Origin of the sequence: Empedobacter sp. R750, assembly GCF_030324345.1 — a bacterium.
Classification (GTDB): Bacteria; Bacteroidota; Bacteroidia; order Flavobacteriales; family Weeksellaceae; genus Empedobacter; species Empedobacter falsenii_C.
The window spans coordinates 120,946-135,942 of sequence record NZ_JACAGF010000010.1 but is presented as its reverse complement, the minus strand read 5'-3'; the positions used below and the strand labels follow the sequence as shown (position 1 = coordinate 135,942).

10 protein-coding genes are annotated in these 14,997 nt (G+C 31.5%); 7 read left to right on the top strand and 3 right to left on the bottom strand.

The features are described 5' to 3' along the window. Window positions 1-11: 11 nt before the first annotated feature. Window positions 12-791 carry a lipopolysaccharide kinase InaA family protein gene (locus HXZ74_RS11660; RefSeq protein WP_286475540.1) on the bottom strand — a complete coding sequence of 260 codons (780 nt, stop codon included), beginning with the start codon at window positions 789-791 and terminating at the stop codon, window positions 12-14. Window positions 792-886: 95 nt separating this feature from the next. On the opposite strand from HXZ74_RS11660, the gene HXZ74_RS11655 reads away from it, so the two are divergent. The 7 genes from HXZ74_RS11655 to HXZ74_RS11625 all read left to right on the top strand — a co-directional run bounded on the left by HXZ74_RS11655 (window position 887) and on the right by HXZ74_RS11625 (window position 12,396). Further along, window positions 887-1,681 carry a DUF5672 family protein gene (locus HXZ74_RS11655; RefSeq protein ID WP_280062461.1) on the top strand — a complete coding sequence of 265 codons (795 nt, stop codon included), beginning with the start codon at window positions 887-889 and terminating at the stop codon, window positions 1,679-1,681. A 56-nt stretch (window positions 1,682-1,737) separates the two neighbouring features. Then, window positions 1,738-2,295, top strand: coding sequence for an L-threonylcarbamoyladenylate synthase (locus HXZ74_RS11650; RefSeq protein ID WP_407932365.1), 558 nt, complete (start codon window positions 1,738-1,740; stop codon window positions 2,293-2,295). A 31-nt stretch (window positions 2,296-2,326) separates the two neighbouring features. Further along, window positions 2,327-3,748, top strand: coding sequence for a CCA tRNA nucleotidyltransferase (locus tag HXZ74_RS11645; RefSeq protein ID WP_114999833.1), 1,422 nt, complete (start codon window positions 2,327-2,329; stop codon window positions 3,746-3,748). 3 nt (window positions 3,749-3,751) lie between these two features. Continuing rightward, window positions 3,752-4,264 (top strand): IS1096 element passenger TnpR family protein, encoded by a 513-nt coding sequence (locus HXZ74_RS11640; protein WP_038333549.1) that lies wholly within the window; start codon window positions 3,752-3,754, stop codon window positions 4,262-4,264. 151 nt (window positions 4,265-4,415) lie between these two features. Next, a complete protein-coding gene (locus HXZ74_RS11635) occupies window positions 4,416-10,502 on the top strand; it encodes an alpha-2-macroglobulin family protein (protein WP_286475538.1) in 6,087 nt (2,028 codons plus the stop codon). A gap of 130 nt (window positions 10,503-10,632) precedes the next feature. Continuing rightward, entirely contained in the window at window positions 10,633-11,265 is a 633-nt protein-coding gene (locus tag HXZ74_RS11630) for a hypothetical protein (RefSeq protein WP_114999837.1), read from the top strand. A 30-nt stretch (window positions 11,266-11,295) separates the two neighbouring features. Next, the gene (locus HXZ74_RS11625) at window positions 11,296-12,396 is read left to right on the top strand and encodes a serine hydrolase domain-containing protein (protein ID WP_286475536.1); all 1,101 of its coding nucleotides are present in this window, start codon (window positions 11,296-11,298) and stop codon (window positions 12,394-12,396) included. 56 nt (window positions 12,397-12,452) lie between these two features. Here the strand turns inward: HXZ74_RS11625 and HXZ74_RS11620 are convergent, their stop codons facing one another. Together HXZ74_RS11620 and HXZ74_RS11615 are read right to left on the bottom strand one after the other, a co-directional pair. Next, a complete protein-coding gene (locus tag HXZ74_RS11620; protein WP_114999840.1) occupies window positions 12,453-13,280 on the bottom strand; it encodes a DUF4197 domain-containing protein in 828 nt (275 codons plus the stop codon). A gap of 54 nt (window positions 13,281-13,334) precedes the next feature. Continuing rightward, on the bottom strand, window positions 13,335-14,921 hold the full coding sequence (locus HXZ74_RS11615) for a peptide chain release factor 3 (protein ID WP_038333563.1): 1,587 nt from the start codon (window positions 14,919-14,921) through the stop codon (window positions 13,335-13,337). Between the last annotated feature and the right edge of the window lie 76 nt (window positions 14,922-14,997).

Below are 14,997 nucleotides of genomic sequence, written 5' to 3'. Positions count from 1 at the left end.
CTTTTTTGTTATTATTTTTTACCAATCATGGATTTTAATTTCTTTTTTCGAGCTTGTTTTGTCTGAAATTTTTGTTGGAATTCTTGCGTTTTATTCCACATAGCTTCAATAACTTCCTGTTCTGGTTTATTAATAAGTTTCGCATATTCTTTTCCCATAATTTCAATCATTTCCTTATGAGGAGTTAGACGAGAAAAGTTTTTCATTCGAATATCAAAACTCATTGAATTGTGAAAATTCATACGATTCAAATCAACTAAATAAAATTCATATTGATTTTCACCAACTTGCTTAATTAAAGTATTTCCAGGAGAATGATCTAAAAATTCAATTCCAGCTTCATGCAAATCAAATGTGAATTTTGTGAATTGTTTCAAGATTTCGTTTCGATTTTCCCAAGTTGGAATTTCAACTAATTCACGATAAGTTAAATCAGCTTCAAATAATTCACAGAAATAGTAACTATTATTAAAACTTATAGGAGTTTTATTTTCTACAAATGCAATAGGATATGGTGTCAAAAAACCTAAATCAATCAATCGTTTTGCATATTCATAAGATCGTTCTGCTTTTGATTTTCTAAAGAATCGATAAACAAATTTATTGATTATATTAGGAATCTTAAATGATTTAATCGTTGCAATTTTACCCGACTCTAATTTCTTTTTTTTGATAGAATTTCTTGTGCCTTTTGCAATATAATCATCAATCAGATCAAAATTATCAATAATAGATTTGATTTCGGTTTGCGTGGTTTTATAATTATTATTTACGACAATTTTTTGTGTCATTTTTCAAAATATTATAATTAATATAGAAAAAATCTATATTTCATTTTAATCTGTCAAAGATATGTCTATTTTTGCTGAAAAGTACTCTCAATATTATGAATAATTTGAAGAAAGTAGGGATTATTGTTCCAATTTATAGAGATTTTTTAGACGAATTTGAAAAAAAATCTTTGGAAAGTATAATTCAACATTTCAATGGTTTTGAAATTATTTTTGTGGCTCCACAAGGTTTGACGACTTCTAATTATTCATCTTTTTTTAGTAAAATCAATGATTTTCGTATAGAATATTTCAGTTCAAATTGTTTCGATTCCATTGACGATTATAATCAATTGTTATTAGAAAAATATTTTTATAAAACTTTTGAAGAATTCAAATATATATTGATTTGTCAATTAGATGTTTATGTTTTTAAAAATAAACTAAATGAATGGTGCGATAAAGGCTATGATTATGTTGGAGCACCTTGGATAGGAAGTGAACGTAATTTTATTAATTTAACTTTCGAAAAAATAAATGGATTTATTCGAAAAATAAAAGGTAAAAAACCAAAGAATATAGAGCGGCTTTTTAAAGTTGGAAATGGAGGATTTTCGCTGAGAAAAGTAGAGAAATTTATTCAAATTTCTGAAGAAGAATCGAATCAAATAAATTTATTTTTAAAAGAAAAACCTAACTCTGATTATCATGTAGAAGATGTTTTTTGGTCATTATATGTTCCAAAAATATACAAGGATTATAAAATTCCTGAATGGCAGGAAGCATTAGATTTTTGTATGGATCGTAAGCCAGAAGAAGCATTAAAATTGAATAATAATGTTTTGCCAATGGCTTGTCATCGATTTAATCAACCCAAACCGTATAAATTTTGGAGAAAATATATTAAATAATTCTCATTTCAACTTTCCTACAATACCTTTGCACTCAAATTTATAAAATAAATAAAATGTCAGATATAAACGAAATTGTAGCCAAACTAAAACAAGGAGAAACAATGCTTTATCCAACAGATACAATTCTTGGATTGGGTTGTGACGCGAAAAATGAGGCTGCAATCGAAAAAATTTATCAGATAAAAAATCGCCCTTCATCAAAATCGTTAATTATTTTGGTTGATTCTCCACGCATGTTACAAAATATTGTTGAGGTGCCAGAATTAGCTTGGGATTTGATTGATTTGAATGAGAAACCTCTTACAATTATTTACGATAATCCAAAAGGTTTACCACAATCGTTAATCGCAGAAGATAACACAATCGCTATTCGATTAACAGACGATTTGTTTTGTAAGAAAATCATAGGAAAATTAGGTGGACCAATTGTGTCTACATCGGCTAATTTATCAGGAGAACCTTCTCCAAAAGTGTTTTCGGAAGTTAATCCTACTATTTTAGAGCGTGTTGACTTTTATCCAGACGAGACAAAAACCTTTGTACCTCAGTTCACTGCATCAACGATAATTAAATTAGGTCTAGATAACGAAGTAAAAGTTATTAGAGAGTAGTTTTTTATTTCAAAACATATACTTTTGCAGAATGAAAATCTTAGAAGCCGTATCAAATCCAATTTTTAAAAATGTAGCAGAAGTTGCTGATGAAATTAATCAAGAAACTTATGTAGTTGGTGGATTTGTACGCGATTATTTATTGAATCGTGGTCAGAAAAAAGACATCGATTTTGTAACAGTAGGAAATGGAATTTTGTTGGCTAAAGAATTAGCTAATAAATTAGGACATACATCACAAGTTTCAGTTTTTAAACGTTTTGGAACAGCAATGTTCAAATATAAAGACACAGATTTGGAGTTTGTAGGTGCACGAAAAGAAAGTTATTCAGAAGATAGTCGAAAACCACATGTAGAAGACGGAACGTTGGAAGACGATCAAAAACGTCGTGATTTTACGATCAATACATTGGCAATTTCGATGAATAAAGAGAATTTCGGTGAATTAATTGATCCTTTTAATGGAGTTGAAGATTTGAATAATAAAATCATCAAAACGCCATTAGAACCGAATGTTACTTATTCTGATGATCCTTTGCGTATGATGCGTGCGATTCGTTTTGCAGCTCAATTGGAGTTTGAAATAGAAAAAAAATCTTTTCAGGCAATAATTGATAATGCTGAACGTATTAATATCGTATCTTTTGAACGTGTAATGGATGAGTTTCAAAAAATTATGATGACGGATAAACCTTCGGTCGGATTATTGTTATTGGAACAATCAGGATTAATGCAACATATTTTACCAGAATTGGTTGCGTTAAAAGGAATCGAAGAGGTTGAAGGTCAAAAACATAAAGATAATTTTTATCATACATTAGAAGTCGTTGATAATATTTCTGTCAACACAGATAATGTTTGGTTGCGCTGGGCGGCGTTGTTGCACGATATTGGAAAAGCGGTTACCAAACGTTTCGATAAAAATGTAGGTTGGACATTTCATTCGCATGAATTTGTTGGATCTAAAATGGTATTAAAATTGTTCAGACGATTAAAATTACCATTAGGACCGCAAGTAAAATATGTTCAGAAATTGGTGATGATGAGTTCTCGTCCAATTGCAGTTGTAACAGACGATGCAACAGATTCAGCTTTACGCAGGTTATTGTTTGATGCTGGAGAAGATTTCGACGATTTAATTACGCTTTGTAAAGCCGATATTACAACGAAAAATGAACGTAAACAGAAACGTTTCAAACAAAATTTTGAAGTTGTAGAACAAAAAATAAAAGATGTTGAAGAACGCGACAGAGTTCGTAATTTTCAACCGCCAATTTCAGGTGAAGAAATCATGAAAATATTTGATATTCAACCAGGAAAAGAGATTGGAATCTTAAAAAATGCCATAAAAGAAGCAATTTTAGAAGGCGAAGTAGAAAATAATTATAATTCTGCATTAGAATTTGTAATTAATATGGGAAAAGATTTAAATTTGGAACCGAAAAATATTTAGAAAGTGATATATAAAATTCGTGTATTCCTTGATGCAAAAGAGGATGTTTTTAGAGACATAGAAATTAAAGAGAAGCAAACATTATTCACATTGTACAAAGGTATTATTAGTGCTTTTAGTTTACAAGGTGAGGAGTTGGCATCATTCTATGAAGTAGATGAAGATGGAAACCAAACAAAAGAAATTCCTTTAGAGGATATGTCTGATGATGGAACTGATGAAACAATGGCTGATTTTTATATCAAAGAAGCTTTTGCTAATCAAGGAGATCGTATGGCTTTTGTATATGATTTTATGGAAATGTGGACATTTGTGGCTGAATTAATTTCTGTAGAAGATAAACCAGCTGTTCTTAATTACCCATTAACGGTTTACCGTTTCGGTTCAATGCCTCTTAAAGCGCCTAAAAAAGACATGATGGTTGATTTAGACGATGAAGAAGATATTGATTTTGCAGAAGATGCTGAATTAAATGATTTACAAATCGACGAAGATTTAGACGTAGACGATTTATAAAAACTACAACTAATCAACTTATATATCAAAAAATCTGAATGGGAACATTCAGATTTTTTTTTGTGCTATATATCAATCATTTGATAATTATTTCATTTCCGCAACCAACCTTTTTTCCGTAACTTGCATCTACTGATAAAAGAAAGAATCTATGAAACAGCTACTGTTTTTATTATTAATTTTAACCAATTCGATGCTTATGGCTCAATCCCCAACGATTGATCAAAAGTGGAAAGAAATTGACCAACAAATGCAAAATGGTCAATTCAAATCAATCCAACCAAAAATTGATGAACTAAAAGCTTTATCAAGAAAGCAAAATAATCAACAAAGTTATCTGAAAGCTTTGTTTTATGAAGCAAAAATAAAAGTCGCAACTTCTGATGAAACAGATGATGTAAACTTCGTTTTTGATTTGTTTAAAAAGGATTTAGACAAAAAATCAAACGTAAATAATGCGATTGTTTATTCATATTTAGCCGAGTTATATCAATTGTATTACAACGAAAATCGTTGGAAAATCAATAGTCGTACAAATGTCGAAAATCAAGCGACAAATGATGTGAGATTTTGGACAGAAGATACATTCAATAAAACGATTAACGATTATTTTTCTAAATCAATTCAACCAAAAAATGAATTAATCAATGCAAAATCTCAAGATTATAAAATGATTTTGAATCTTGCTGAGGATAAGAAAAATGCGCAACAACAATTGGATTTAACGCCAACTTTGTATGATGTTTTAGCTAAAAAATATATCAATTATCTGAATCAGAATGATGAAAAAGATAAAGCAAATCAATTGCTTAATGATTTGGTTCAATTGAATACACAAAAAAATAACGAAAATGCTGTTTTGTATAACGAATTGATTTTAATTGATTCAAAACGTGGTTCGACTTCGGTTCAAGAAATTATTAAACAAAAAGAATCTTTAGCAACAAAATATCCAAAAGCGTGGTATTCGTCTTATGTGTACGCAACTTTAACGACAGATTATTATGGTTTGCAAGAGGATAAATTGGCGAACGTAAATAAGATTTTTGAGATACAACAAAAAGTTGCGAAGCTTTATCCAAATTCGGAGGAATTAGAGAATATAAATAATTTAGTTTCGAAGATCAAATCGCAAGAATTAAGTGTGCAAGCAGAGCGATATATGAACGAAAATCAGAATACGCCAATTCAATTAACGCATAAAAATTTATCGCAAGTTTTTGTGAAAATTTTCGCTTATAATGAAGGTTTTGATGGAAAACAGAAAATACAAGCGTTAAATGTTTACAACGAAAATCGAATTTCAGAAGCTCAAAAATTTCTGAATAGTTTAAAAGTTGTTGAGCAATATACAATTGATGTCAAATCGTTTGAAGATTATCAAAATCATTCAACAATTGTTAAGTTAAATCCACTTAAATCTGGTCGTTATATTGTCCTTTTTTCGAATAATTCTGAATTCAAAATAAACACAAAAGACGATATTGATTATTTGGATGTAATGGTTTCGAAATATGCGATAAACTCGCTGAATGAAAAGGTTTCGGTTGTGAATCGTGAAACTGGAAAACCAGAAAGTAATGTTGCGGTTGAGTTTTCTAACTTGACAAATTACAATAAAAAGGAATTTAAAATTTTAACTTCGGATAAAGATGGAATGATTACAATTCCTTCGGGTTGGAGAAATCTTCAATATCGTGTAAAAGATGAACATACTATTTATTCAGCATATTATTACGATTACGATCGTTATGATGACGACAATGATTCTTCTGTTAAGATTTTCACAGATCGTGCAATTTATCGTCCTGGGCAAACGGTTTATTTCAAAGGAATTTATTATTCATCAAATGATAAATCGAGAAATGTCGTTCCAAATTCTAAATTGACGATTGCTTTGTTTGATGTCAATGGTAAAGAACTTTCTAAAGTTGATTTAACAACAAATGAATTTGGTTCTGTAAATGGAAGTTTTGTTTTGCCAAGTTCAGCATTAACAGGGAATTTCACGATTAGACCTGTAAATGTTCAAGGTTATTATTCATTCAAAGTGGAAGAATATAAACGTCCAAAATTCAAAGTTGAAATAGAGAAAAATAAAGGTGTTTATAGTTTAAATGACAAGGTAAAAGTAGAAGGGAAAGCAATCGCTTTTTCTGGTGCTAATATCGATAATGCAAAAGTTTCGTACCGTGTTTATCGTCAAGAAATTTTTACGTTTTGGCCTTGGTATCGCTCAATTCCAGCAGATCGTGGCGAGCGAGAAGAAATTACGTTTGGTGATACAACAACTGATGCAGAAGGAAAATTCAATTTCGAATTTGTCGCAAAACCGGCTTCTGAGAAAAAGAAAGATGAGGTAAGAACGTACAATTATTTTATCGAAGTAAATGCAACAGATATCAATGGAGAAACGCAGTCTGAGTCTTCTTCGGTGAAAGTTGGTGATACGAGAATGTCGTTGAATGTAGCTGTTTCGGAGAAAACAAAAGCGGACGATTTGAAAGCTTTCAAAGTTGAAGTGAAAAACTTGAATGATGAAAAATTAGATGGAAAAGGTCATATCGAAATTTATTCGTTAAATGCGCCAAAAGAAGTTGTTCGTCGTCAAAAATTTACAACAGATTATAATGTTTATTCGAAAGAAGAATTCAAGAAATTGTTTCCGAATGAACCTTATGGCGATGAAATGAATCCAAAAACATGGACAACCAATCAAAAGGTTTTCGAAAGTGATTTTGATACAAAAGTTTCTGATGAAATTCAATTCAATCAAGCGTCAAATTTAGAAGAAGGTTATTATGTCTTCAAAGGTTTTGTGATGGATGGAACTCAAAAAGTTGAGGTGGATAAATTGGTTTATGTTTCGAATGAAAAAAAAGCCAACGAAATCAAAACGCTTTTAGCAGTTTCGCCAAATCAATCAACTTATCAGCCAAAAGATGTTGCAAAAATTGAATTCAAATCGGGTTCTAAAAATACCTTTGTCTATTATGAAGTAGAGGCAAATCAAACAATTATTGAGAAAGGTTTCTTAGATTTGAGTAAGAAATCGGTTGTTGAAATTCCAATCAAAGAAGAATATCGTGGCGGAATTTATGTGAATTATGCGATGACGAAATTCAATGATGTGCAAACAGGAAGTCTTAATTTGGCAATTCCATTTACAAATAAACAACTGAAAGTGACGGCTGAAGTTTTACGTGATAAATTGACGCCAGGTGCAAAAGAAAAATGGCAACTAAAAATTGAAGGACCAAATAAAGACAAAGTTTCGGCTGAGGTTTTAGCAAGTATGTATGATGCTTCGTTGGATCAATTTGCGTCGAATTCTTTGGATTTTAATGTCTATAATTTCACGAATTCAAGAAGAAATAATCCATTTAATCTGTATCAATTTTATTTAACAAATCCTTCTCGAGCAATTTATTATCGTACAAATTATGATTTTTATGCAAGAGGATATGCAGGATTAGACCTTAATTTATTTGATTTTGGATTTAATCAATATCGAATGAATCGTAGAATGATGAAATCGGTAGCTGCTCCAATTCAAATGAATAATGAATTGGCTGGAAATGTTCACGGAATTTTACCTGATTCTGCATATGTAACTGCAGATTTAGAAGGAGGAGTTGTAACAGGAATGGGAATTGTAAGAGATAAGAAATCGATAGGATATGCTTCTCAAGAAATAACAATTCGTGGAGCTTCATCATTACAAGGAAATGAAAACGCTCTTTATGTTATTGATGGAGTTGTGTATGATAAGTCACCAAATCTTAATCCAGATGATATTCAGTCTATGAATATATTGAAAGGAGGAGAAGCAACAGCTTTATACGGCGCAAGAGGAGCAAATGGAGTAGTGGTAATTACAACTAAAAAAGGAGCAAACGCAGCTTTAGATAATGTAAAAGCACGTACAAACTTGAATGAAACAGCGTTCTTTTATCCAAATCTTAAAACAGATGCAAAAGGAAATGTAATTGTTGAATTTACAACGCCAGAAAGTTTAACGGAATGGAAATTCATGGCGATTGCGCATACGCCAGATCTTAAAACAGGTTATTTAGAGCAAAATGTTCGTACTCAAAAAGACTTGATGGTTGTGCCAAATATGCCACGTTTTTTACGCGAAGGCGATCAAATTTCGGTTTCATCTAAGATTAATAATTTATCAGATAAAGTATTAAATGGTTCTGCGAAGTTGATGTTGTTTGATGCGTTTACCAATCAACCAATTGATGCGCAATTTAACTTGAAAAATGCAGTTCAGAATTTCTCGGTTGCAAAAGGAAGTTCGGATCAAGTGACGTGGATAATTGATGTTCCGAAAAATGTACAAGCGGTTGTTTATCGTGTGGTGGCTTCGGCTGGAGATTTTTCTGATGGAGAAGAATCTGCTTTACCAATTTTGACGAATCGCATGATGGTGACAGAAACTTTACCAATTTATGTCAAAGAAGGTCAAAAGAAATCGTTCCAATTCGAGAATATGATCAACAATAAATCGACTTCTTTGGATAATTTCAAATTAACGTTCGAGATGACAACGAATCCGATTTGGTATGCGATTTTCTCGTTGCCTTATTTGCGCGAATATCCTTACGAATGCGCTGAACAAGTGTTCTCGCGTTTATATGGAAACATGATTTCGGAAAAAGTGATTAATTCGAATCCAAAAATTAAAGCTGTTTTTGATGATTGGAACAAAAAAGGTGAATTGAAATCGAAATTACAATTGAACCAAGATTTGAAAAATATCATTTTAGAAGAAACGCCTTGGGTGAAAAATGCGGAAAGCGAAGAAGAGCAAATGAAACAAATTGCGGTTTTATTCCAATTGAATCAAATGCAAACGGAAATGAAATCGGCTTTCCAAAAATTGTCGGATAAACAACAATCAAACGGTGGCTTTGCTTGGTTTGACGGTGGTCGTCCAAACGAATATATTACAACGCATATCGTTTCTGGTTTCGGAAATATGAAGAAAATGGATGTGAATTTCAAAGCATTTGAAATAGATGTGAACCCATTAATCAAAAAAGCAATTCAGTTTATTGATGATGAGAATTTAAAACGTTTCAAAGAGTTCAAAAAAGATCAGAAATCATTCAAAGATGTGGTGTATTCAGACGGTTTACATTATTTATATGCGCGTTCGTTTTTCTTAGAAGATTATCCGATGTCGAAAGAATTGGAAGAAATGAAAACAGCGATGTTAAAGAATTTGAATGATACAAAATTGGATTTATCGTTGCAACAAAAAGCGATGGCTGCAATTGTGATGAATCGTTTTCAAATGCAATCTGCTGCTAAAATTGTTGTGAATTCAATCAAAGAAAAAGCAGTAGAATCGGATGAAATGGGTATGTATTGGAAAGAAAATCAACCGGGTTGGTTTTGGTATCAAGCGCCTGTAGAAACACAATCGTTATTAATTGAAGCGTTTGATGAAGTTTCTAAAGATGAAAAATCAGTAGAAGAAATGAAGGTTTGGTTATTGAAAAATCGTCAAACAAATCAGTGGAATTCAACAAAAGCAACGACAAAAGCGGTTTATGCTTTAATGAATTTTGGTAAATCTTGGATAGATGCAGACAAAGGAATTGAAGTGAAGATTGGTAATCAAAAGTTTGATTTAGATAAAAATGCTCAAGCTGGTTCAGGTTATGTAAAAACTTCTTGGAACAAAGAAGAAATAAAACCTGATATGGGTAGAGTTGAGGTTTCAAAAACTTCTCCAGGTGTTGCTTGGGGGGCAATGTATTGGCAATATTTTGAAGATTTGGATAAAATAAAATCTGCCGAAACGGGAATCAAATTTAATAAGAAATTATTTGTAAAATCAAATTCTGCAAATGGTCCAATTCTGAAAGAAATTACAACGTCAACACCGATAAAAGTTGGTGATATTGTAACGGTTCGATTAGAGATTTCGGTTGATCGTAACATGCAATTTGTACATATTAAAGATATGCGTGCAAGTGGTTTCGAGCCTGTGAATGTACTTTCTGGTTACAAATGGAAAGGAGAATTTGGGTATTACGAAAGTACGCGCGATGCAGCTACAAACTTCTTTTCGGATTATATGAGAAAAGGAACTTACGTTTTCGAATATGATTTGAAAGCGAATAATGCAGGTAATTTCTCAAACGGAATTACATCAATGCAGAATATGTATGCACCAGAATTGAGTGCGCAAAGCGAAGGAATTCGTGTTGAGATTAAATAATCAATTGAAATTAATAAATCTAAAAAGAGCTGAGAGTAATCTTAGCTCTTTTTTTGCTTCCTGAGCCCGTTTTAGGATCTCACTAATATTTAATCAATTTTTATTTATCTTTAAAATCAAATAACATGAAATGAAGAAAATTTTATTCATTACATTTTTACTATTCACTTTAGTAAATTGTACTCAAAAATCTAATACAGATAATTTTCAGAATGAAGTTTATTCACAAATATTTCATGAAATTATAGATAGTTGCGTTGTAAATATTGAGCCAATAGAATTTCAAGAAAATGTTACTGAAAAAGAGAAAGATGATTACAATAATGAGATGTTAAAAATTAGAAATCAAAAAAGATTGATTGCTATTTATGATACTGTAAGTGGATATAGAAAAGATGATTTTGATGAAAATATATTTAAAAATTTTAGAACAAATTGGGTGAAATCTGATAGTTCAAATTTTGTGATTAACATCAATAATTCTAATATCAAAGCAAATAATACATTAATTAAAGCAAGTGAATTACCAAATTTAGAAAAGGCTTTTAAAGATTATAAGACTTGGGATGAATATGAAGATCTTAAAAATCTTGATGTAGAAATTAGTTTCAGAAGAATCTTTTTTAATGATATTAAAACAGAAGGTTTTTTGCAAATCGGTGTTATATGTGGAAAGCTTTGTGGTCAAGGTTATGATATTTGGATTAAGAAAATTGATAATGAATGGAAAATTATAAAAATTAAGCGAACTTGGATTTCATAAAAACGATTTTCAAAATAAATAATTTATTATATGAAGAAAACACTTCTACTCAGTATTATATTCATTCCATTTTTTGGAGTCTCGCAACTGCAAACCATTTTTCAATCTAAAATAGATTCGATTTACGAGAAAAATAAAGACGCTGTCGGAATTATTGTTCATGTTGAAGCACCAAAACAAAAAATTTCGTGGAGTTATGCAAAAGGAGTTTCGGATATTAAAACGAATAAAGTTTTAAATCATCAACAACCGGTTTTAATCGCAAGTAATACCAAACCTTATGTGGCTGCTGCTATTTTGAGATTAGTAGAAAAAGATCAAGTTACAATCAATCAGTCAATCAAGAATTTATTGTCTAACAAGACGCGTCAATTGCTCGAAAAAGATGGTTATGATTTGAATGCAATTACAATCAAGAATTTGTTGTCACATACTTCTGGAATACAAGATTATGTAGATGATGCGTATTTTGAATTAGTCAATCAGCATCCGAAATATAAATGGACGAAGGCGGAACAAATCAAGCGTGCAATGGAAATTGGAAGTCCGCAAAAAGTTGGAGAAAAGTTTAGTTATGGCGATATTAATTATTTGCTTTTAGCAGAAATTATTGAGCAAAAAACACATCAACCTTTTTATAAAGCAATTCGAGATTTGTTAAAGTATAAAGAATTAGGTTTGACACAAACGTGGTTTATCGATTTGGAGAAATATCCGAAACAAACGCTTCCGCTTGCTCATCAATACGCAGATAAATATAAGTGGGATTCGTATGATTTGAATCCATCTTGGGATTTGTACGGAGGTGGAGGAATTGCTTCTACAGCCAAAGAATCGGCTTTATTTTTTCAGTATTTGTTTGAAGGAAAAATTATTCAGAATAAACAAATTTTGGATTCAATGTCAACCTATGTTTTACCTTCGGATCAATCTAAATATTGTTTAGGAATTTATCACATCGATTTAGGTTTTAACGCTTATTATCACGGTGGTTGGTGGGGAACAGATGTTATTTATTCGCCAGAATCAGATGCGACAATTACAGTTTTTACGTTACAAAAAGGCTTTCAGCATATCATCAATCCTTTTATTGGAAAAGAATTTCAGAAGTTGTTGTTGAAGAAGAGTTAACCAAAAAGACTCGCTACAATTTGTAGCGAGTCTTTTTTTTATTAAATAGAAGTATCTTACTTTTTACTGTCTTGTGCTCCAAAAACCTGCTGTAACAATGATGTTGTACGCAATGCTTTATTTCCACGAATTCCTTCTTCTTTTTCTGCAACCATGTTAAACACACCATTTATTGTTTGTTGTGTTACATATGCATTCAGATTTGGATCAATTTGGTTTCCAGTTAACGTATTATACTTTGTAATCAAATTATTCCAAACTTTATCCGCACCAACTTTTCCCAAAGAAGCTTCCACTTTTGGTTGAAAAGCCTTTGTTAAATCAGATGTTGTTTTTAGTTTTAAATAATTTGTAGCCGAATTATTTCCTCCTACTAGAATATCTTTCGCATCTGTAATGGTCATCGATGTAACTGCATTTACAAAAATAGGAGCAGCTTCAGAAACAGCATCTTCAGCAGCAGAATTCAATAGTTTGATTCCTTTATCTGCCAAACTTCCCATACCCAAAGAACGCAAAGTTTTTTCTACATTTTGTAATTCTTCTGGCATCAAGATTTTCGCAACTGAATTATTGTAAAAACCATTCTTTTGACCCAATGATTTTATTCCGTCCGTTAATCCTAATGACAAAGCTTCTTTTAATCCAGAGGCAACAGTTGCGTTAGATAAACCATTTAACTTTGTTAAGGATTCAGCAGAAATTGTTTTAGATTCAGTTGAACTATTTACAACTTTTACAGTTGAATTATTTTGTGTTGTCGGTTGAGTATTTACTTTTTCGACTTCTTTTTTTAATGTTCCAAAAATTGATTGTAAATCTTGTGCTTTTGCATTTACTGCAAATGCTGAAATCAATGTTAAACTTAATATGATCTTTTTCATTTAGATTTTTTCTAAAAAATATTTTAGTCCTTAATTCAATTATCTGACCAAAATTTAAAACTCACTTACAAAATGCAATTTCACTGACGGAAATTTGTCTTGTGTCATTTGAATTGTAAAAGCAGAATCTGCTAAAAATACCAATTGATTGAATTTATCTCTTGCTAAATAACGTTGTTTAACACGTTTGAATTCTAAGAATTCTTCTGATTTTTCATCTTCAACTTCTACCCAACACGCTTTGTGAACAGAGAAAGGTTCGTAAGTCGCTTTTGCACCATATTCGTGCTCCAAACGATATTGAATAACTTCGTATTGTAGTGCACCAACCGTTCCGATAACTTTACGATTGTTCATTTCTAATGTAAATAACTGCGCAACACCTTCGTCCATTAATTGATCAATTCCTTTTTCCAATTGTTTTGCTTTCATTGGATCAGCATTGTTGATGTAACGGAAATGTTCTGGCGAGAAAGCTGGAATTCCTTTGAAAGAGAATTTTTCACCTTCCGTCAATGTATCACCAATTCTAAAGTTTCCTGTATCGTGTAAACCAACAATATCACCTGCAAAAGATTCGTCAACCACTTCTTTTTTATCAGCAAAGAAAGCATTTGGCGCAGCGAATTTCATATTTTTACCTTGACGAACATGGAAATAGTTGGTATTACGTTCAAATTTCCCAGAAACGATTTTGATAAACGCTAAACGGTCACGGTGTTTTGGATCCATATTTGCGTGAATTTTGAACACGAAGCCAGAAAATTTATTTTCATAAGGTTCAACAATTCTCAAATCTGTTTCTTTAGATTGAGGCGTTGGAGCGATATCAACGAATGCGTCTAACAACTCGCGAACACCAAAATTATTAAGAGCAGAACCAAAAAATACAGGTTGTAAATTTCCGTCCATATATTCTTGCATATCAAATTCTGGATAAACTCCATCAATCAAATCAATCTCATTACGAAGATTTTCTGCATAAGTTGTTCCAATTAATGTGTCTAAATCTGGACTTGATAAATCTTCAACTTTCGTTGTTTCAGAAATTTTTTGTTTATTATCTCCAGAAAAAATATTGATGTTTTTCTCCCAAATATTATAAATTCCTTTGAAAGTTGCACCAATACCAATTGGCCAAGAAAGAGGCGTAACCTGTAAGTCTAATTTTTGTTCAACTTCGTCCATTAAATCGAAAGCATCCTTTCCTTCTCGGTCCATTTTGTTAATGAAAACCAACATCGGAATTTTGCGCATACGACAAACTTCTACCAATTTGATTGTTTGTTCCTCAACCCCTTTTGCAACGTCGATTACCACAATCGCAGAATCTACAGCAGTTAGCGTACGGAAAGTGTCTTCGGCGAAATCCTTGTGACCAGGAGTATCTAAGATATTGATTTTTTTTCCTTTGTATTCGAAAGCCAAAACCGAAGTCGCAACAGAAATCCCACGTTGACGTTCAATTTCCATGAAATCGGATGTCGCTCCTTTTTTAATTTTGTTACTTTTTACAGCTCCAGCTTCTTGAATTGCACCTCCAAAAAGTAATAACTTCTCTGTTAAAGTTGTTTTACCAGCATCGGGATGGGCGATGATTCCAAAGGTTTTTCTTTTATTTATTTCTTGTTCTAAAGACATCTTAATCAAATTTTCAGGTTGCAAAGATAGTTTATCTCAGTAAAATTAGAAACATTATGGTTGATAGAATATTCTA